Annotated in this window: 20 protein-coding genes; 10 read left to right on the forward strand and 10 right to left on the reverse strand. The window is 71.4% G+C overall.

Annotated features, from left to right (window positions below):
- Positions 1 to 2: 2 nt before the first annotated feature.
- Complete coding sequence (locus tag ESP57_RS12510; protein WP_129231826.1) at positions 3 to 818, reverse strand: shikimate 5-dehydrogenase; 816 nt, start codon at positions 816 to 818, stop codon at positions 3 to 5.
- A 28-nt stretch (positions 819 to 846) separates the two neighbouring features.
- Complete coding sequence (locus ESP57_RS12515) at positions 847 to 1,308, reverse strand: DUF3817 domain-containing protein (RefSeq protein ID WP_235507752.1); 462 nt, start codon at positions 1,306 to 1,308, stop codon at positions 847 to 849.
- A 114-nt stretch (positions 1,309 to 1,422) separates the two neighbouring features.
- Between ESP57_RS12515 and ESP57_RS12520 the strand changes: the two genes are divergently transcribed.
- A complete protein-coding gene (locus ESP57_RS12520) occupies positions 1,423 to 1,956 on the forward strand; it encodes an adenine phosphoribosyltransferase (protein WP_056012057.1) in 534 nt (177 codons plus the stop codon).
- Between the two features lie 103 nt (positions 1,957 to 2,059).
- The gene (locus ESP57_RS12525; RefSeq protein ID WP_129231827.1) at positions 2,060 to 2,377 is read left to right on the forward strand and encodes a hypothetical protein; all 318 of its coding nucleotides are present in this window, start codon (positions 2,060 to 2,062) and stop codon (positions 2,375 to 2,377) included.
- Between the two features lie 39 nt (positions 2,378 to 2,416).
- On the opposite strand, the gene ESP57_RS12530 is transcribed toward ESP57_RS12525, so the two are convergent.
- From ESP57_RS12530 to ESP57_RS12540, 3 genes are all read right to left on the reverse strand, one after another.
- Entirely contained in the window at positions 2,417 to 3,061 is a 645-nt protein-coding gene (locus tag ESP57_RS12530) for a DNA alkylation repair protein (RefSeq protein ID WP_243648552.1), read from the reverse strand.
- Between the two features lie 112 nt (positions 3,062 to 3,173).
- Positions 3,174 to 3,698 carry a tetratricopeptide repeat protein gene (locus ESP57_RS12535; RefSeq protein WP_056012054.1) on the reverse strand — a complete coding sequence of 175 codons (525 nt, stop codon included), beginning with the start codon at positions 3,696 to 3,698 and terminating at the stop codon, positions 3,174 to 3,176.
- 27 nt (positions 3,699 to 3,725) lie between these two features.
- Positions 3,726 to 5,321 carry an AMP-binding protein gene (locus ESP57_RS12540; RefSeq protein WP_129231829.1) on the reverse strand — a complete coding sequence of 532 codons (1,596 nt, stop codon included), beginning with the start codon at positions 5,319 to 5,321 and terminating at the stop codon, positions 3,726 to 3,728.
- 119 nt (positions 5,322 to 5,440) lie between these two features.
- Between ESP57_RS12540 and ESP57_RS12545 the strand changes: the two genes are divergently transcribed.
- Positions 5,441 to 5,890, forward strand: a complete 450-nt coding sequence (locus ESP57_RS12545) for a Fur family transcriptional regulator (RefSeq protein ID WP_115960375.1) — start codon at positions 5,441 to 5,443, stop codon at positions 5,888 to 5,890.
- Between the two features lie 161 nt (positions 5,891 to 6,051).
- A complete protein-coding gene (locus tag ESP57_RS12550) occupies positions 6,052 to 7,539 on the forward strand; it encodes a catalase (RefSeq protein ID WP_129231830.1) in 1,488 nt (495 codons plus the stop codon).
- A gap of 211 nt (positions 7,540 to 7,750) precedes the next feature.
- On the opposite strand, the gene ESP57_RS12555 is transcribed toward ESP57_RS12550, so the two are convergent.
- Both ESP57_RS12555 and ESP57_RS18595 read right to left on the reverse strand, forming a co-directional pair.
- A complete protein-coding gene (locus ESP57_RS12555) occupies positions 7,751 to 9,388 on the reverse strand; it encodes a glycerol-3-phosphate dehydrogenase/oxidase (protein WP_243648517.1) in 1,638 nt (545 codons plus the stop codon).
- The gene (locus ESP57_RS18595) at positions 9,355 to 9,951 is read right to left on the reverse strand and encodes a TetR/AcrR family transcriptional regulator (RefSeq protein ID WP_129231831.1); all 597 of its coding nucleotides are present in this window, start codon (positions 9,949 to 9,951) and stop codon (positions 9,355 to 9,357) included. Before ESP57_RS18595 ends, ESP57_RS12555 begins: the two co-directional genes overlap by 34 nt.
- A gap of 20 nt (positions 9,952 to 9,971) precedes the next feature.
- Here ESP57_RS18595 and ESP57_RS12565 point away from each other — a divergent pair, with 20 nt between their 5' ends.
- The 4 genes from ESP57_RS12565 to ESP57_RS12580 all read left to right on the forward strand — a co-directional run bounded on the left by ESP57_RS12565 (position 9,972) and on the right by ESP57_RS12580 (position 15,144).
- Positions 9,972 to 11,675 carry an FAD-binding oxidoreductase gene (locus ESP57_RS12565; RefSeq protein ID WP_243648518.1) on the forward strand — a complete coding sequence of 568 codons (1,704 nt, stop codon included), beginning with the start codon at positions 9,972 to 9,974 and terminating at the stop codon, positions 11,673 to 11,675.
- A gap of 1 nt (position 11,676) precedes the next feature.
- Positions 11,677 to 12,696 (forward strand): diacylglycerol kinase, encoded by a 1,020-nt coding sequence (locus ESP57_RS12570; protein ID WP_129231832.1) that lies wholly within the window; start codon positions 11,677 to 11,679, stop codon positions 12,694 to 12,696.
- On the forward strand, positions 12,693 to 14,339 hold the full coding sequence (locus ESP57_RS12575) for a GMC oxidoreductase (protein ID WP_129231833.1): 1,647 nt from the start codon (positions 12,693 to 12,695) through the stop codon (positions 14,337 to 14,339). The genes ESP57_RS12570 and ESP57_RS12575 overlap by 4 nt, the downstream gene beginning before the upstream one ends.
- Before the next feature lie 85 nt (positions 14,340 to 14,424).
- Positions 14,425 to 15,144, forward strand: a complete 720-nt coding sequence (locus ESP57_RS12580; protein WP_129231834.1) for a flavodoxin family protein — start codon at positions 14,425 to 14,427, stop codon at positions 15,142 to 15,144.
- Between the two features lie 110 nt (positions 15,145 to 15,254).
- Here the strand turns inward: ESP57_RS12580 and purQ are convergent, their stop codons facing one another.
- The 3 genes from purQ to ESP57_RS12595 form a co-directional block, all read right to left on the reverse strand.
- Complete coding sequence (gene purQ, locus ESP57_RS12585; protein WP_056012028.1) at positions 15,255 to 15,953, reverse strand: phosphoribosylformylglycinamidine synthase subunit PurQ; 699 nt, start codon at positions 15,951 to 15,953, stop codon at positions 15,255 to 15,257.
- Between the two features lie 11 nt (positions 15,954 to 15,964).
- Entirely contained in the window at positions 15,965 to 16,297 is a 333-nt protein-coding gene (purS, locus tag ESP57_RS12590; RefSeq protein ID WP_056012025.1) for a phosphoribosylformylglycinamidine synthase subunit PurS, read from the reverse strand.
- A gap of 170 nt (positions 16,298 to 16,467) precedes the next feature.
- The gene (locus ESP57_RS12595; RefSeq protein ID WP_129231835.1) at positions 16,468 to 16,896 is read right to left on the reverse strand and encodes a hypothetical protein; all 429 of its coding nucleotides are present in this window, start codon (positions 16,894 to 16,896) and stop codon (positions 16,468 to 16,470) included.
- 207 nt (positions 16,897 to 17,103) lie between these two features.
- On the opposite strand from ESP57_RS12595, the gene ESP57_RS12600 reads away from it, so the two are divergent.
- Together ESP57_RS12600 and ESP57_RS12605 are read left to right on the forward strand one after the other, a co-directional pair.
- Positions 17,104 to 17,700, forward strand: a complete 597-nt coding sequence (locus ESP57_RS12600) for a PadR family transcriptional regulator (protein ID WP_129231836.1) — start codon at positions 17,104 to 17,106, stop codon at positions 17,698 to 17,700.
- A 19-nt stretch (positions 17,701 to 17,719) separates the two neighbouring features.
- Positions 17,720 to 19,276 (forward strand): DHA2 family efflux MFS transporter permease subunit, encoded by a 1,557-nt coding sequence (locus ESP57_RS12605; RefSeq protein WP_129231837.1) that lies wholly within the window; start codon positions 17,720 to 17,722, stop codon positions 19,274 to 19,276.
- Positions 19,277 to 19,319: the final 43 nt, after the last annotated feature.

Below are 19,319 nucleotides of genomic sequence, written 5' to 3' on the forward strand. Positions count from 1 at the left end.
GGCTACTCCACCCGTGAGAACGCGGCGGCGCGAGCGATCTGTTCGCGCGTGAGCTTCACGCCCGTGTAGCGCTCGAACTGCGCGGCAGCCTGCATCGCGTGCACCTCGGCGCCGCTGATCACGAGCTTGCCCGCCGCACGGCCGGCCGAGACGAGCGGCGTCTCGGCGGGGAAGGCGACGACGTCGAACACGACGGATGCCGCGGCGACGTGCTCCTCCGAGAACGAGAGCGCCGAGGCATCCGCCCCCTGCATGCCGAGCGGGGTGACGTTCACGAGGACGTCGGCGCCGGGCTCGGGGTCGGCGGCCGTCCAGGCGTAGCCGTACTGCTCGGCGAGCGCCGGGCCGAGCGACGCGTTGCGCGCGAGCACCGTGACGTCGTCGAAGCCGGCACCGCGGAACGCCGCGACGACGGCCTTCGCCATGCCGCCCGATCCGCGCACGAGCACCGACTGCGCCGGGTCGAGCCCGTTCTCGGCGATGAGCTCGGCGATCGCCTCGTAGTCGGTGTTCGACGCGGTGAGCACACCGCCGTCGTTCACGATCGTGTTGACGGACTCGATCGCCGCGGCCGAGGGCTCGACGACGTCGACGAGCGGGATGACGGCCTCCTTGAACGGCATCGAGACGGAGCATCCGCGGATGCCGAGCGCCCTGATGCCGCGGACGGCGCCCTCGAGGTCGTCGGTCGTGAACGCCTTGTAGACGAAGTTCAGCCCGAGCTCGTCGTAGAGGAAGTTGTGGAAGCGGGTGCCGAGGTTCGACGGCCGGCCCGCGAGCGAGATGCAGACCGACATGTCCTTGTTGAGGATGGGCATGTCACCAGTCTGCGCTCTCCGGAACGGATCAGGCCTCGCGGCCTCCGGGCGGACCGATCACGAGGAGGCCGGCGAAGACGACGACGATGCCGACGACCGCGAGCGAGACGAGCAGCACGGGGCGCGCGAGGAACCAGCGGAGCAGCCCGTTGACCCAGTTCCCGTCGGCCGGGTGGTCGGTCTTCTCGCGGCGCCAGTCACCCTCGAGGTGCCCCTTGCGCACGAGCCACAGGTCGAAGGGGATGGTCGCGTAGGGCACGATCGCGGTGAGCACGGCGAAGGCGATGCGGCCGAGGTTCCAGCGCTGGTTCACGCCGACGATGACCGCCGTCAGGGCGTAGGAGAGGAACACGAATCCGTGGATCGAACCGCCGACCAGCACCGCCCACTCCACGCCCGCGGCGTACTTCAGGATCATCGCGACGATCAGGATCGTCCACGTGACGGCCTCGGCGAAGGCGAGGGCGCGGTAGAGGCGTTTCGGTGACACGGCGATCTCCAGAGTTCGGGGGATGATGCCATCCTCCCAGCCGCGTCTGGGCGGGCGCATCGAACGAAAGATTGATCCGTCGGATCGCCCAGCCGGCCGCGATAACCTTGGCCGGTGACCGAGCAGTCTGCACGCGAGCTCGTCTCGAGCCTCATCGCGTCGATCCCCGATTTCCCCCAACCCGGCGTGACCTTCCGCGACCTGACCCCGGTCTTCGCGAGCGGTCCGGCGCTGCACGCGCTCGGCACTTCGCTCACCGAGCCGTTCGCCGGCCGGTTCGACGTGATCGGCGGCGTCGAGGCGCGCGGCTTCCTCATCGCGGGTGCGGCCTCGGCGATCTGCGGTGCCGGCGTCCTCACCGTGCGCAAGGCCGGCAAGCTTCCGCGCGCCGTGCTGCGCGAGGACTACGCGCTCGAGTACGGCACCGCCGCACTCGAAGTGCACGAGGGCGAGCTCCCGCCCGGCACCCGGGTGCTCATCGTCGACGACGTGCTCGCCACGGGCGGCACCGTCGGAGCCGCCGCGCGCCTCGTCGAGCGCGCCGGCTGGGAGGTCGCCGGCATCTCGGTCGCGCTCGAACTCGAGGGCCTCGGCGGCCGCGAGGCGCTCGGCGATCGCTACGAGATCTTCTCGCTCCTGCAGTACTGAGCGGCGGTCGAGCGAGCGGATGCCGCGGCGTCCGTCACGGCGGAACCGCCATGGTCGTCATGGACATTCCTTGGTAGCGTGTGCCACCGAACGAGGAGGTCCGATGCGGGACAACATGCCGAAGCGAACGCTGTGGTGGGGCATCGGGCTGTCGGTCGGCGGTGCGTTGATGATCCTGCTCGTACCGCAGCTCATGTACGGGACCGTCTCGCCGCAGACCCAGCCCGAGGTGGGGCAGACGATCCTGTCGATCGTGCAGCTGGTGCTGAACGTCGTCCGCCAGCTCGTGCTGCCGCTCGGCACCGCGCTCATCGCGGCATCCCTCGTGATGTTCTACCTCGGCGGGCGCTCGAAGCCGACCGACGACGATCGCCCGAAGCGCTGGGTGCTGCCCGAGCCGGAACGCCGCACCGAGCGCTGAACCGCGAGCGCCGTCGGATGCGCTCCGCTCGGCGCCCGATCAACCGGCGGTCTGCCGCCGCACGATCTCGTTGATCCAGATCGGCGCGAACGGCGACGTGCAGTTCGGCGGGGTCGGGTAGTCCTTCAGCACCTCGAGCCGCTCGCCGATCTCGAGCGCGCGAGCGCGGTACTCGGGGTGGTGGATGCCGATGTTCGCGAGGGTCTCGTTCATCGCCCACTGCAGGCGATCGGGCGCCCGTTTCATGTGCGCCTCGATGAGGTCGAGCAGGCCGGGCAGGTCGAGGCCCTCGGGTGACTTCGCGACCCGAGCGGTGGTCAGCGCCCATCCGGCGCTCGCGACGACCGGGTCGGCGTCGTCGAACCAGGCGACGCGCAGCTCCTCGACGTGCGGGTTCTTCTTGACGATGTAGTTGACGAGCCAGTCGTGCACCTTGGGCACGCGCGCCTCGCGGAGCATGGCGTCGAGCTCGGCGGCGTCGTACTGCTTCGGGCGGCTGATCAGGAGCGCCACGAGACGCGCCGGGGTGTCGCCCGTCGCCCAGAGCTCGCGGGCGAGCTCTGGCTGCGTGCCGACCCGCTTGGCCACGGCGCGGAGCTTCGACAGGTTCACGCCGTGGTCGTCGCCGTGGCGTTCGTTGACCGCCCGCACCTTCGGGTCTTCGAGGGCGGCGAGGTCGGCCATCACCTCGCCGACGGTGGCTTCCGGCGCTGCTGTCTTCGTCGTCACGACTTCTCCTCCGCTCGCGGTGCGTGCCCGCATCCAACCCTACGTCGGCCGGTTGCGCGGGCGCCGGTCACGCCCCGGCGCGACTCTCGTCGAGCCCGAGCAGGTAGCCGGCGTTGCCGCGCAGCGCCGCCTCGTAGCGCAACACGTCGGGCGTGCGCACCGTGTCGGCCGCGAAGGCGAGCAGCTCGCCGACGGCCGCGTCGCTGCGTCCGGCGGCGTGCATGCCGAGGGCGTGGAACAGGCGCACCGATTCCGAGTCCGGGTACTCCGCGAGGGCTCGGTCGAGCGCGGCGAGCGAGTCGTCCATCCGCCCGAGGATGCGCAGGGTGCTGCCGTACTGCAGGAGGCACCGGCGCAGCGGGTCTCCCGCCAGGCCCGCGGCCATCGCCTGCTCGTAGTAGCCGAGCGCCGTCTCCTCCTCGCCCGCGGTGTCGTACGAGCCGCCGACCTCGTAGAGCACGTAGGGGTCGCCGGGGTGCGCCGCGAGCACGGCGAGGAACTCATCGATCGTCGGCTGCATGTTCGCGCGGTCGCGGCGGTCGAAGATCTCGCCCAGTGTCGCTTCGAGCTCGGGGGAGAGGCGTGCGGTCATCGTTCCATCATCGCGGTCGCCCACCGCTCAGGCGGTCGCCGCCTGCTCGCGCGCCCGCAGGTCCTTGCGCAGGATCTTGCCGGCGCTCGACTTCGGGATCACCTCGATGAACTCGACGACGCGCACCTTCTCGTGCGGGGCGACGTGGGCTGCGACGTGCGCCATGACCGCATCGGCGTCGAGCTCGGCGCCGGGCTGCAGCACGACGAACGCCTTCGGCACCTCCTGGCCGTCGGCGTCGAGCACGCCGATGACCGCGGCGTCGGCGATCGACGGGTGGCCGAGCAGCACGGCCTCGAGCACGGCCGGCGCGACCTGGTAGCCCTTGTACTTGATGAGCTCCTTCAGGCGGTCGACGATGCGGTAGACGCCGTCGGCGGTCACCGTGGCGATGTCGCCCGTGTGCAGCCAGCCCTCGTCGTCGAGCATCGCGGCGGTCGCCTCGGCGTTGCCGAGGTAGCCCTGCATCACCTGCGGACCGCGGATCAGCAGTTCGCCGGGCTCGCTCGCCGTACCGTCGCCCGGCACCTCGACGTCGACGCCCGTCTCGACATCGACGAGGCGGGCCTCGGTGTTCGGCACGAGGAACCCGATGGAGGAGCGGTCGAGGTCGTCGCGGTCGGTGGGGATCACGTGCGTGACCGGACTCGTCTCGGTCATGCCGTAGCCCTGCGCGACGGTGCAGCCGATGCGGGAGGCGACGAGTTCGGCGAGCGCGCCGTCGAGCGGCGCCGCTCCGGAGAAGACGACCCGCACGCTCGAGAGGTCGTACTGGTCGACGAGCGGATGCTTCGCGAGCGCCACCGCGATCGGCGGCGCGATGAACACCCAGCTCGCCCGGTGCTCGCTGATGATGCGGAGGAACTCGACGAGGTCGAACCTCGGCATCGTCACGAGTGCGGCCCTGAGCTTCAGGGCGTAGTTCAAGAGCGCCGTCATGCCGTAGATGTGGAAGAACGGCAGCACGGCGAGCACACGGTCGTCGGGCACGAGGCCGATGGAGCCGCGCGCCTGCTCGACGTTCGCGACGAGGTTCGCGTGCGTGAGCATGACGCCCTTCGGCCGTCCGGTGGTGCCCGAGGAGTAGGGGAGCACGGCGAGGTGCGTCGCCGGGTCGAACGCGACCTCGGGCGCGGCGTGACCCTCACCGAGCAGGTCGCGGAGCGACGGGTGCCCCTCGGCCCCGTCGAGCACGACGAGGTGGTCGTCCGCGATGCCGAGGCGTGCCGCCGCGGCCTTCGCCCCCGGGAGGAGCGGCGACACCGTGAAGAACCAGGTGGCACCGGCATCCGTCAACTGATTGCCGATCTCGTCGGGCGTGTAGAGCGAGTTGACTGTCGTCGCCGTCGCGCCCGAGCGCAGGATGCCGTGGAACACGGTGGCGAACGCGGGCACGTTCGGGCAGAGCAGCGCGACCACGTCGCCGACGCCGACGCCACGGGCGGCGAGCGCCCCGGCGAGGAGCCCGATCTGGCCGACGAGCTGCCGGTAGCTGGTCTCGGCGCCGTTCGTGCCGTCGACGAGCGCCACCCGATCGAGCTCGGCCTCGGTGAGATCCCCGAAGAGGTATTCGTAGATCGACGTGTCGGGAACCGTGAGGTCTGGGTACGTGCTCCTGGCCATGCTGCGATCTCCTTCGATCTGCGGGTGGAAGCCATCATGCACGTATCCGTGTGGTCGGGGAAGAGCTGATGACTGCTCGGTTGTTTTGACAAAATCAAGACAACTGCTACGTTCGAGACATGAGCCCGAACGCCACCGACGAACGCGAGCAGGCCGCCGCCCTGCTTCGCGGCGCCGGGCTCAAGGTCACCGAGTCACGTCTCGCGGTCTTCGACGTGTTCGGGCCGGGCGAGCACCTCGATGCCGACGACGTGTTCACGCGCGTCGCCGCGACCCTGCCGACGACGTCGCGGCAGGCGGTCTACGGCGTGCTCGGCGCGCTCGCCGACGCCGGGCTGCTGCGCAAGATCGAGCCGGCCGGGTCGCCGGCGCTGTACGAGACCCGCGTCGGCGACAACCACCATCACCTCGTCTGCACGGGGTGCAGCACGGTCTTCGACGTCGGCTGCGTCGTCGGCGAGGCCGCCTGCCTCACCCCGAGCGAGTCGCACGGCTTCCGCATCGCCACCGCAGAGGTCACCTTCTGGGGGCTCTGCCCCGACTGCGCCGCGAGCGGCGAGCCGAGCTGAGGCGACGTCGGCACCGCCGGCGCTCCGCACCCGCATCCACCATCCATCCCGCGCCGGGTCGATCCGGCGCGCCCCGAGACTCGGGCGCTTCCCTACCTGCGCCCCGTCGACCCCGGTCGGCGACCCCAGAGAAACACACGAAGAAACAGAGAGAAGGACGCATGTCGGAACGCACGACCACGCCCACCACGACGCAGACCGGAACCCCGGTCGCCAGCGACACCCACTCCCTCACGATCGGCGCCGACGGCGCGACGGTGCTGCACGACCGCTACCTGGTCGAGAAGCTCGCCCAGTTCAACCGCGAGCGCATCCCGGAGCGCATCGTGCACGCGAAGGGCGGCGGCGCGTTCGGCCGCTTCGAGGTGACCGCGGATGTCTCGGCGTACACGCGCGCCGCAGCGTTCCAGCCCGGATCGACCGTCGAGACGCTGCTGCGTTTCTCGAGCGTCGCCGGCGAGCAGGGTTCGCCCGACACCTGGCGTGACGTGCGCGGCTTCTCGGTGAAGTTCTACACGACCGAGGGCAACTACGACATCGTCGGCAACAACACGCCCGTGTTCTTCATCCGCGACGCGATCAAGTTCCCCGACTTCATCCACTCGCAGAAGCGCCTGCCCGGATCGGGCCTTCGCGACGCCGACATGCAGTGGGACTTCTGGACCCTCTCGCCCGAGTCGGCCCACCAGGTCACCTACCTCATGGGCGACCGCGGCCTGCCGAAGTCGTGGCGCGAGATGCACGGCTTCGGTTCGCACACCTACCAGTGGATCAACGCCGAGGGCGAGAAGTTCTGGGTGAAGTACCACTTCCGCTCGCAGCAGGGCGACCTGCACCTCGACGCCGAGAGCGCCGAGGCGATCGCCGGCGCCGACGCCGACTACTACCGCCGCGACCTCCACGAGGCCATCGAGGCGGGCAACCACCCCAAGTGGGACCTGCACGTGCAGGTCATGTCGTACGACGACGCGAAGACGTACCGTTTCAACCCGTTCGACCTCACGAAGGTGTGGCCGCACGCGGACTATCCGCTGATCCCGGTGGGCACGCTCACGCTCGACCGCAACCCGCAGAACTTCTTCGCCGAGATCGAGCAGGCGGCGTTCTCGCCCGCGAACACGGTGCCCGGCATCGCGATCAGCCCCGACAAGATGCTCATGGCCCGCGTGTTCAGCTACCCCGACGCGCAGCGCTACCGCGTCGGCACGAACTACAACCAGATCCCGGTGAACGCGCCGCACGCGGCATCCGTCGCCAACTACTCGCAGGACGGCGCCCAGCGTCACGGATTCAACGCGCCGAGCACGCCGGTCTACGCGCCGAACTCGTTCGGCGGCCCCGTGGCGTCGCCCGAGGCTGCGGCCGAGGGCGGCTGGGAGAGCGACGGCGAGCTCGTGCGCGCCGCCTACACGCTGCGCACCGACGACAGCGACTTCGGCCAGGCGGGCACGCTCTACCGCGACGTCTATTCGGCCGAGGCGAAGCTGCGACTGCAGGCGACGCTCGCCGGCCAGGCCGCGTCGATCACGATCGACGAGATCCGCGAGCGCTTCTTCCAGTACTGGACGAACGTCGACGCCGACCTCGGAGCGGTGCTCCGCGAGACGCACGCGACGGCCGCCGCCGCCGCGGACGGTGCTGCCGCGTAGTCGAGCGTTCCTGACGGGCCCGGATGCCGCGCGGCATCCGGGCCCGTTCGCGTGCGCGCCGGCTCATCCTCGTGCCGCCGCACCACCAGCGCCCCCCACCAGCACCCCGCGAGCACCGCCCACCAGCACCACCAGCACCCCCCCAGCACATCCATCAGCATCGAGATGACACGTGTTGTCGGTATGCGGTGATGAGAAGCGACGAGAAGCGTCATCTCGATTGCTGCGCGAGTGCCTCGTCGACGATCTCGGCGACCGCGGCGTGCGCCAGCTGGCGGTCGGCCGCGACGAGTCCGATGCGGGTGCGCCGATCGAGCACGTCGTCGGCGTCGAGCGCGCCCTCAGCGAGTACTGCGAACTCGATCTCGGCTCGCGTGACGTCGAGGCCCGGCGCGATGAGCTCGGCCGGGTCGGCGCAACGGGCGACGTCGAGCACAGCGGATGCCTCGGCGCCGAAGCGTGCCGCGAGCGAGACGGGCAGCTCGGTGCGGGCGACCGCGGCGGGGCGTGAACCATCGACCGGCACCGCCGAGCCGAGCGCTCCCACCAGGCCGAGCGATGCCGTGCGGCAACCGGGGTCCGCGAGCCCCGCATGCCGGCATGCGAGGTCGACGGCGTCGCGGGCCATCGCCCGATACGTCGTGAGCTTGCCGCCGAGCACGTTGAGGAGCCCGGCATCGGAGACGGCGACGTGATGCCGTCGCGAGATGTCGGCGGTCGAGCCGTCGCCGCCCGTGTCGATGAGCGGGCGGAGCCCGGCGAAGGCGCCGAGCACGTCGTCACGGCCGAGCGAGCGCTCGAGGGCCGTCGAGACGGTGCGCAGCAGGAAGTCGATCTCGGAGTCCTGGGGAACCGGCACGTCGGGCACCGGCCCAGGGGCGTCCTCGTCGGTGAGGCCGACGACCACGCGGCCGAGCTGCTGCGGCAGCGCGAAGACGAAGCGGCTGATCGACCCCGGGTGCGGCACCGTGAGGGCGGCCGTCGGGTGCCCGAGCGCCGCGGCGTCGAGCACGAGGTGGGTGCCTCGACTCGGGCGCATGCGGATGCCGGGGTCGAGTTCGCCCGCCCACACGCCCGCGGCGTTCACGACGACCCGGGCGTGCACGCGCACCGAGCCGCCGCCGGTCGCGTCGTCGAGGGTCGCGCCGTCGGCATCCGCGTTCGAGACGCGCATCCGGGTGAGCACGGTCGCCCCGTACGCGGCGGCCGTGCGCGCGAGGGCGACGACGAGCCGGGCGTCGTCGACGAGTTGGCCGTCGTGCGAGAGCACCCCGCCCTTGAGGCCGTCGCGGCGGAGGGCCGGCGCGAGCCGCAGCGCCTCGTCGCGACCGATGCGGCGCGGATGCGCGAGCACATCGCCCGGGGTGCGGGCGAGCATGCGCAGCCCGTCGCCCATGCCCATGCCGAGGCTGCCGAACACGCGCTGCTTCGCCGAGACGGCGGGCACGAACGGCAGCAGCTGGGGGAGGCTCCGCACGAGGTGCGGTGCCACCCGGGTCATGAGCAGGTGCCGCTCCACGGCGCTCTCGCGCGCGACCGCGATGTCGCCGGTGGCGAGATAGCGCAGTCCGCCGTGCACGAGCTTCGAGCTCCAGCGGCTGGTGCCGAAGGCGAGGTCGTGCGCCTCGGCGAGGACGACCGAGAGCCCGCGGCTCGCGGCGTCGAGCGCGACGCCCGCGCCGGTGACGCCGCCGCCGATGACGAGCAGGTCGACCGGCTCGGTGCGGGCGGCGAGCGCGTCGAGCTCACGCGAGCGGCGGCCGGCGTTCAGCGCAGGGGAGTGCGCAGCGACGCCCGAGCCGGTGCCGGCGGGGATCAGGGACGGAGGTGTCCGTCGAGTGCGTGCCAAAGTTCGCTGCTCCAATGCGGCTCGTCGATGAGGGCGGAGACGGTGTTGTGCGAGAGGATCGCCGACTGGGCGATGAGCAGGAGCATGACCGCGAGGTCGCTCGGCGTGCCGGCTCGCACCGAACCGCCCCGCTGGGCGAGTTCGATCGCCGTGGCGAGCCACTGCAGGATGACGCGCTGGCTCTGGCCGATGCGCTGCAGCGTGTACCGGGTGAAGACCTCGGGTTCCCGGTCGAGCAGGCGGCCGTAGAGCGGATCGGTGCGGAACAGCTCCGAGAAGCGCATCACGTCGCGCACGAGGTCGGCCCGCGACTGCGCGGGTTCGGGGAACTGCTCGATGAGCGAGACGGTGGCGCGCAGCAGGGCCGCGCGCACGATCTCGTCGGCGCTCGCCCAGCGGCGATACACGGTGGGGCGGCTGACCCCGGCGTTGCGGGCGACCTCGGCGACGGTGACCCCGCCTGACCCGCGCACGGCGATGAGCTCGACGGCGGCGTCGAGCATGCGCATCTCGGCCTCGTCCCAGACGGGCCGGTCGAGCTGGAGAGCTTGACGATCTTCCATGATGTGTCACACTGTAACGCATGGTCGACGGAGACGCCTCACATACTGCCGCAAGCGCCGGCGACGAGACATCCACCCCGATGCGGTGGAATGAACGCCGTGTCGACACTGGGGGACCCGGCGAGGTCGCCACCCCGATGCGGTGGAATGGCTGGGGCGACCCGGCGAAGGCGAAGGAGCTGCCGCTCGCGGTGCGGGCGCTGCTGCCGGTGATGCTCGGACGCGTTGCGAAGCCCGACGCCGCCGTGGCGCTCGACGAGGTCGAGCTCGCACCTTCGGCACTCGCCGACGCCGACCGGGCCGCGCTCGCCGCCATCGTCGGCGACGCGCACGTCGCGAGCGACGACGACGCACGCATCCGTCACTCCGGCGGGCGCTCGACGCCGGATCTCCTCCGTCGTCGCGCGCATCGACAGGCCGCTCCCGACGCGGTCGTCTCTCCGGCCGACCACGCCGAGGTCGTCGAGGTGCTGCGCCTCGCCGGTGCCCGCGGCATCGCGGTCGTGCCGTTCGGCGGCGGCACGAGCGTCGTCGGCGGGCTCGACCCCGAGCGCGGTGCGCACCACGCCGTGATCGCGCTCGAGTTGCGCCGGCTCACGGGCCTCGCCTCCCTCGACGAGACGAGCGGCGAGGCCGTGCTGCAGGCCGGCACCACCGGCCCGGAGGCCGAACGACTGCTCGGCGCGCACGGCTTCGAACTCGGGCACTTCCCCCAGAGCTTCCGCTACGCGACGATCGGCGGGTTCGCCGCCGCGCGCTCCTCGGGGCAGAACTCCGCGGGAAACGGCCGTTTCGATGCGATGGTCACGGGCCTCCGCGTCGCGACCCCGACCGGCGAGCTCGACCTCGGTCGGGCGCCCGGATCGGCCGCCGGGCCCGATCTGCTGCGCCTCTTCCTCGGCTCGGAGGGGGCGTTCGGCGTCATCACCGAGGTGCGGGTGCGCGTGCACCCCGTGCCCGAGACGCGGCTGGCCGAAGCCTGGACCTTCCCCGACTTCGCGGCGGGCGCCGGCGCGCTGCGCCGAGTCGCCCAGCTCGGCACGGGCCCCACCGTCATCCGCCTCTCCGACGAGGCGGAGACCGGCGTCTCGCTCGCGCAGGTCGGGCGCATCGGCAAGGCGCTCGCGAAGGGTGCCAGTGCGATCACGATCTTCGAGGGCGACGCCGAGCTCGCGGCTGAGCGGCAGGCCCGCACGGCGCAGGTGCTGCGCGAGGCGGGCGGCGTCTCGGCCGGGCCGGCGGCGGCCGAGGAGTGGGTGCACGGCCGATTCAACGCGCCGTACCTGCGCGACGCCCTGCTCGACCACGGCGTCTTCTGCGAAACCCTCGAGACCGCGACCACGTGGTCGAACCTCGAACGGCTGAAGCGCGACGTGACCGCCGCGATCACCGTCGGCTTCGCGGAGCAGCGTGCCAAGTCGCTCGTGCTCTGCCACGTGTCGCACGTCTACCCGACCGGCGCCGCGCTCTACTTCACGATCCTCGCGGGGGTGAAGGGCGACCAACTCGAGGCGTGGGAGCCGGTGAAGGCCGCGGTCAACGACGCGATCATGGCCGGCGGCGGCACCATCAGCCATCACCACGGCGTCGGCCGCGACCACGCCCCATGGCTCGAGCGCGAGATCGGGCCCGTCGGGTTGAGGATTCTCCGCGCCGTGAAGGACGAACTCGACCCCGCCTGCGTCATGAACCCCGGCGCGCTGCTCGAGCACGGGAGCAACTGACGTGACCGGGCACATCGCCGTGCTCGTGAACCCCAGTTCCGGCCGCGGTCGGGGTGCCGCCGCCGCCGTGCGCGCCGTCGAACGCCTCGAGGCCTTCGACGCCGAGGTGCGCGTGTTCGCGGGCGACTCGGTCGACGACACCCGACGGCTCGCGCGCGAAGCAGTCGCCAGCCGACCCCGCGCCCTCGTGGTCGTCGGCGGCGACGGCACGCTCTCCTCGGTGCTCGACGCCGTGGTCGGGTCGGGCGTGCCCATCGCGCTCGTTCCCGCGGGCACGGGCAACGATCTCGCACGCGCACTCGGCCTGCCGTTCGGGGCATCCGATGCCGCTTCGGCCGCAGCCGAGCTCGCCCTGCACGGCACGCCCCGCGCGATCGACGTCGGCGAGGTGGAGTCGGCGGCGGGCGTCGCGCGCTTCCTGACCGTCGCCGCGCTCGGCTTCGACGCGCACGTCAGCGAGCGCACCAATCGCCTGAAGTGGCCGCGGGGACGCGTCCGCTACTACCTGGCGATCCTCATCGAGGTCGCACGCCTGCGCCCGATGCCGTTCTCCGTCGCGTTCGACGGCGGCGCGATGCATCCGATGCCCGGCACCCTCATCGCCGTGGGCTCCACCCGCAGCTACGGCGGCGGCATGCCCGTGTGCCCCGATGCCGCCCCCGACGACGGCCTGCTCGACGTCACCCACGTGGCGCCGCTCTCGCGGGCGAAGCTCGTGCGCCTCTTCCCGCTCCTCCTCCGCGGTGCGCATGTCGACCGGCCCGAGGTGACGACCGTGCGCGCGGCGGTCGTCGAGATCGATGCACCGGGGCTCGTGGTCTACGCCGACGGCGAGCGCGTCGGTTCCGGGCGCGCTCGCATCCGAGCGGTGCCCGGTGCACTCACGGTGCTCGTGCCGTCGGCGGCCGGAGCGGCAGGCGGGCCGGGCGCACCGGGCCCGGCGCATGCGCCCCGGCCCACGCCCGCGCCTTCGCCTTCGCCTTCGCCTTCGCCCGATCCTGGCGGGGAGCTCGCGGCATGACCGGCTTCGACCACGACGTCGTGATCGTCGGCTCGGGATTCGGCGCCTCCGTCGCGGCGCTCCGCCTCGCGTCGAAGGGCTACGGCGTGCACGTCTTCGAGGCGGGCCGCCGCTTCGAGGACGCCGACTTCGCGAAGACCTCGTGGAACCTGCGGCGCTACCTCTGGGCGCCCGCGATCGGATGCTTCGGGGTGCAGCGCATCCACAAGCTGCCGCACGTCATGGTGCTGGCCGGCGCCGGCGTCGGCGGCGGCTCGCTGAACTACGCGAACACGCTCTACGAGCCCGGCCCAGCGTTCTTCGAGGATCGGCAGTGGCGCGGCCTCGCCGACTGGGAGGCCGAGCTCGCGCCGCACTACGCGACGGCGAAGCGCATGCTCGGCGTCGTCGCCGAATACCCGCACTCGGGTCCGGTCGAGCAGATCATGGCGGATGCCGCCGACGACCTCGGTGTCGGCGACACGTTCCGGCGCGCACCCGTCGGCGTCTGGTTCGGACGCCCGGGCGAGACGGTTCCCGACCCGTTCTTCGGCGGCGACGGCCCCGACCGCACCGGATGCACGCTCTGCGGCAACTGCATGGTCGGCTGCCGGGTCGGTGCCAAGAACACGCTCGCGAAGAACTACCTCGCGCTCGCCGAACGGCTCGGCACGACGATCGAGCCGCTCCGCACCGTCGTCGAGGTGCGCGAGCGCCCCGGTGGCGGCTTCGACGTGACGACCGTGCGGAGCGGCGCGTGGTTCGGCCGCGCCCGCCGCACCGTGAGCGCCGAGCAGGTCGTGCTCGGCGCCGGTACGTGGGGCACCCAGCAGCTCCTGCACCGCATGAAGGACTCGGGCGCATTGCCCCGGCTGTCCGACGCGCTCGGGCGGCTCACGCGCACGAACTCCGAGGCGCTCGACGGCGCGGTCGCGGTGTCGGTGCCCGACGGGCTCGGTCTCGCGAGCGGCGTCGCGATCACCACCTCGTTCCACGTCGACGAGCGAACGCACGTCGAGAACGTGCGCTACGGGCCAGGGTCGAACCTCATGGGCATGCTCGCGACGGGCCTCGTGCCCGGCGGCCGCCCCCTCCTCGGGCGACTCGGGGCGCTGGTCGGCGGTGCGCTGCGGCATCCGATCACGACCCTGCGCCTGAGTTCGCTGCATCGCTGGAGCGAGCGCGGCATCATCGCGCTCGTCATGCAGACGGCCGACAACTCGCTCACCCTCTCGCTCCGTCGCAGGTTCGGGCGCCCGGTGCTCACGAGCGCCCAGGGCGAGGGGGAGCCGAACCCGAGCCACCTGCCCGGCGCGCACCTCGCGGCCCAGGCGATCGCCGCGCGCATGCAGGCGGCCGGCGGCGTGCCCGCGGCGGCGCGCGGCTCGTGGCCGGAGGTGTTCGGCATCCCGCTCACCGCGCACTTCCTCGGTGGTGCGGTGGTCGCGGGCGATCCCGAACACGGTGTCGTCGACCCGTTCCACCGCGTCTGGGGCCACCCGGGTCTGCACGTCGTCGACGGTGCCGCCGTGCCCGCGAACCCGGGCGTCAACCCGTCGCTCACGATCACGGCGATGGCCGAGCGCGCGCTGTCGTACTGGCCGCGACGGAGCGCGGCCGACGCACGACCCACGCAGGAGGAGTTGCTAGCGGAGCGAAGCTGAGACGCGCCCGCTGCGGCGGGGCGACTCGCCCGGCAGGCCGTTCAGGCACTGTCGGGCGGCTCCGCCCGCGAGTACCATCGGCGCCATGTCCGAGTTCCCGGATTTCTCAGACCTCCGCGCCCTCTACGTCAACTGCACGCTGAAGCGAAGTCCCGAACCCAGCAACACCCAGGGCCTCATGGACGCGAGCATCGCCCTCATGCGCGAGCGTGACGTGCACGTGGACACGCTGCGGTTCGTCGACCTCGACGTCGCGACCGGCGTCTACCCCGACATGCGCGAGCACGGCTGGCCGGTCGACGCTTGGCCGGGCGAGGTGTGGCCGCTCGTCGAAGCGGCCGACATCCTCGTCGTCGGCGGGCCGATCTGGCTCGGCGACAACGCCTCGGTCACGAAGCGGCTCGTCGAACGGCTCTACTCGATGAGCGGCGAGTTCAACGATCGCGGCCAGTACGTCTACTACGGCAAGGTCGGCGGCGCGATCATCACGGGCAACGAAGACGGCATCAAGCACTGCGCGATGAACCTGCTCTACAGCCTGCAGCACATCGGCTACGCCATTCCGCCGGGTGCCGACGCGGGATGGATCGGCGAGGCGGGCCCCGGCCCGAGCTACCTCGATCCCGGTTCGGGCGGGCCCGAGAACGACTTCACCAATCGCAACACGACGTTCATGACGTACAACCTCCTGCACCTCGCGCGGCTGCTGAAGGATGCCGGCGGCTTTCCGGCCGGCGGCAACCTGCGCGCCGAATGGGACGCCGGCGACCACTCCGGCTTCGAGGCCAATCCCGAGTACCGCTGACGCTCGGTCGCTCGCCGCTGCCCCGGCCGCCGTGGCCATGGCCGGGCCGCGCCGGAACCGACGAAGGGCGGCCCGATCGGGCCGCCCTTCGCGGTGTTCGCGTTGTGACGTTACGCCTCGACGAGGGCGCGCTTGACGATGCTCGTGAAGAAGCCGAGGCCGTCGACGCCGGAGCGCATCGCGGCGGCGGTGTCGGGGCCGAAGCCGGGCTCGACCGCGTGCTCGGGGTGCGGCATGAGGCCGACCACGTTGCCGCGGGCGTTCGAGATGCCCGCGATGTCGCGGAGCGAGCCGTTGGGGTTCACGTCGACGTAACGGAAGACCACGCGGCCCTCGCCCTCGAGCCGGTCGAGCGTCTCATCGGAGGCGATGAAGCCGCCCTCGCCGTTCTTCAGCGGGATCGTGATCTGCTGGCCGGCCTCGAAGTCGCCGGTCCAGTCGGTCGACGCGTTCTCGACCGTGAGCACCTGGTCGCGGCAGATGAAGGAGCCGTGGTCGTTGCGGATGAGCCCACCCTCGAGGAGGCCGGCCTCGGTGAGCATCTGGAAGCCGTTGCAGATGCCGAGCACGGGCATGCCGGCGTTCGCCGCGGCGACGAGCTCGGTCATGATCGGGCTGAGCGACGCGATGGCGCCGCAGCGCAGGTAGTCGCCGTAGCTGAAGCCGCCGGGCAGGATCAGCGCGTCGACGCCCTCGAGGTCGTGTGAGCCGTGCCAGAGGGCGACAGGCTCGGCGCCGGCGAGGCGCACCGCGCGCTGCGCGTCGCGGTCGTCGAGCGAGCCGGGGAAGGTGATGACACCGATGCGCATGGCGACCCCGCTCAGTGCGTTTCGCCGGCGGGTGCGCCGAAGCCGTCGTCGGTGACGGATGCCGCGTCGGACGCCTCTTCGGCGAGCTCGGCGTTCGTCACCTCGTAGTGGATGCCGACGACGTCTTCGATCACGCCGTTGGAGAGGATCTCCTCGGCGATCTCCTTGACGCTGGCCTTGAGCGCGTCGTCGACGGGGCCGTCGACGGTCAGTTCGAAACGCTTGCCGATGCGCACGCCGCTGAACCCGGTGCGCCCGGTGCGGGCGAGGGCGCCGGCGACGGCCTTCCCCTGGGGGTCGAGCAGTTCGGCTTTGGGCATCACGTCGACGACGATGGTGGGCACCGCGGTTCTCCGTCCGGTGTCGAAAGTGTGGATGCGTCGATTCTACCGGGGCGCGGAGGCATCGAAGCATCCGCGTCGTCACCGCCCCGTGCGCACATGGGCGGCCAGTCCGGTCGCGTGGATCGCGACCGGACCGGCCGAGCGTGATGCGGCTCGCTGCGAGCGGCCCGTCAGTGCCGATTCACGGCCTTGACGAGGAGCCCGAGGGCGACGATCGCCGCAGCGCCCACGGCGATCACGAGCCCCGGGTTCTCCCGGTATCGCGCCTTCACGTAGGCGACTCCCTCGTCGGCGACCTCGCGCGCGTTCGCCACGGCGGCGCTCGCCTGCGCGGCGACGGTCTCGGCGGCCTCGCCGACCGAGTCGCGTACGTCGTTCAGCCCGTCGCTGACGGCTGCGGCCGTCTGCCCGGCCGCGCGGCTCGTGGTGTCGCCGAGTCGATCGGCGCCCGTCTTCACCGCTCGCGAGGCATCCGCGGCTCCACTGCTCGTGGCGTCGGCGGCGCGCTCCACGCGCTCCTGCGCCGTCTGGGTCACGCGGTTCGTCGCGTTCTTCACGCCGGTCGTGACGTCGTTCGTCGTGCGGTCCGTGTCAGTCATCAGTGGCTCCCTTCGCCGGGTGATCAGGGCATCTCATCGGATGATCGAGTCATCGTACGCTCGCGAACCGTGAACGGCCCGGATCGGCCCTTGGGCTTGCCACGGCACCGCTGGACTGGTAGTGCTCGCCCGTGGTTCGGTGTTGCGCTTCCCGAGTTCCACGCGTATTATTCCGAGCGGAATAATGGAACGAGAAAGGCGGTACGGATGTCGCAGCTCAACCCGCTCGCCTTCTCGGCGCTCGGCATGCTGATCGACGCACCCATGCACCCGTACGAGATGTACCAGCTCATGCTGGCGCGCCGGGAGGACCGCGTCGTGAAGGTGAGTGCTGGATCGCTCTACCGTGCGGTCGAGCGGCTCGCACGCGATGGGCTGATCGTCGAGAGCGGCACCGAGCGCATGGGCAATCGGCCCGAACGCACCGTCTACAGCGTGACGGATGCCGGGCGCGCAGCGTTCGACGAGAGTCTCGAGGAGATGCTCGGCCGCAACGTCAACGAGTTCCCCGAGTTCCCGCTCGCCATCGGCGAGGCGCACAACCTGCCGGCCGAGCGGGTCGTCGAGCTGCTCGGAGACCGGCTCGACTCCATTCGCGACGACATCGCCTGGTACGACGCCGCAGCCGTGCGCATCGCCGAGAAGGGCAAGCCCAAGCACGTCGTGCTGAACGTCTACTACAGCAGGGCGATGCTCGCCGCCGAAGCCGAATGGCTCGCGGCGACCATCGACGAACTCCGCTCGGGCGAACTCGGGTGGCCGTCCGGCGCCCCGGGCGTCACGGGCACCTCACCCCAGACCTGATCCGTTCCGGAGGAACAACATGCAGACCGAACGCAAGCCATGGCCGGCCCTCTGGGCCCTCGTCATCGGCTTCTTCATGATCCTGGTCGACTCGACCATCGTCTCGATCGCCAACCCCGCCATCATGCGCGACCTCGGCACCGACCTCACCGCGGTGCTGTGGGTGACCTCCGCCTACCTGCTGGCGTACGCCGTGCCGCTGCTCATCACCGGTCGCCTCGGCGATCGCTTCGGCCCGAAGAACGTCTATCTCGTCGGCCTCGCCGTGTTCACCCTGTCGTCGCTCTGGTGCGGCCTCTCCGATGACATCACCATGCTGATCGTCGCGCGGGTCGTGCAGGGGCTCGGCGCGGCACTGATGACCCCGCAGACCATGGCGGTCATCACGCGCATCTTCCCGCCGCAGCAGCGCGGTGCCGCGATGGGCCTCTGGGGAGCCGTCGCCGGTGTCGCGACGCTCGTCGGCCCGATCCTCGGCGGTCTCCTCGTCGACTCGCTCGGCTGGGAGTGGATCTTCATCGTCAACGTGCCCGTGGGCGTCGTCGCGTTCATCCTCGCGCTGCGGCTCGTGCCCAAGCTCGAGACGCACCAGCACTCCTTCGACTGGCTCGGCGTGGTGCTGAGTGCCGTCGGCATGTTCCTCGTGATCTTCGGCATCCAGGAGGGCGCGACCTACGACTGGGGCACCATCACCGGACCGATCACCGTGTGGGGCCTGATCATCACGGGTCTCGTGGTGCTCGTCGCCTTCGTCGTCTGGCAGCACTTCAATCGCAGGGAGCCCCTGCTGCCCTTGGACCTGTTCACGGACCGCAACTTCGCGCTCTCGAACGCCGCGATCACCTTCGTCGGGTTCGCCATCGTCGCCATGCCGCTGCCGCTCGCGTTCTACTACCAGGTCGCTCGCGGCCTCGAGCCCACGCAGGCCGCGCTCATGCTCGTGCCGATGGCGGTCGTCTCGGGCGTGATGGCGCCCTTCATCGGGCGGCTGACCGACCGCGTCGACCCGAAGTGGATCGCGTTCGCGGGGTTCACGATCACCGCCGGCGCGCTCGCGGCGATGTCGCTGCTCATCACGCCCGAGGTCGACCTCTGGGTGCTGCTCATCCCGGCCGCGTTCCTCGGCCTCGGCCTGTCGGGCATCTGGGCGCCGCTCGCCTCGACCGCGACGCGCAACCTGCCCCCGCAGCAGGCCGGCGCCGGCTCGGGCGTCTACAACATGACCCGGCAGTTCGGCTCGGTCTTCGGTGCGGCGGCGATCACGGCGCTCATGAACGGCCGCCTCGAGGCGAACCTCCCCGGGTTCGCCGAGGCCGGCGGTGAGCAGTCGAGCACGGCGGGCCAGGCCTTGCCGCCGCAGATCGCGGGTGGATTCACCGACGCGATGTCGCAGTCGCTGTGGTTGCCCGTCATCGGGTTCGCGATCGGCGCCGTGCTGGTGCTGTTCTTCGCCAAGCCCAAGGTGACGGTCGACTGGGCGCAGCAGGGGCCCGCCGCGTCGACGGATGCCGCGGAGCAGGCGACCGTCGGTGCGGCTCCCGGGGCCGCCCCCGATCTGGGGACAAAACCCGAGTAGTACTCATCTATCCACGGCGTGGGTGGCGGAGGAGGATTCGAGG

It is taken from the genome of Agromyces fucosus, assembly GCF_004134865.1.
Lineage (GTDB): Bacteria > Actinomycetota > Actinomycetes > Actinomycetales > Microbacteriaceae > Agromyces > Agromyces fucosus.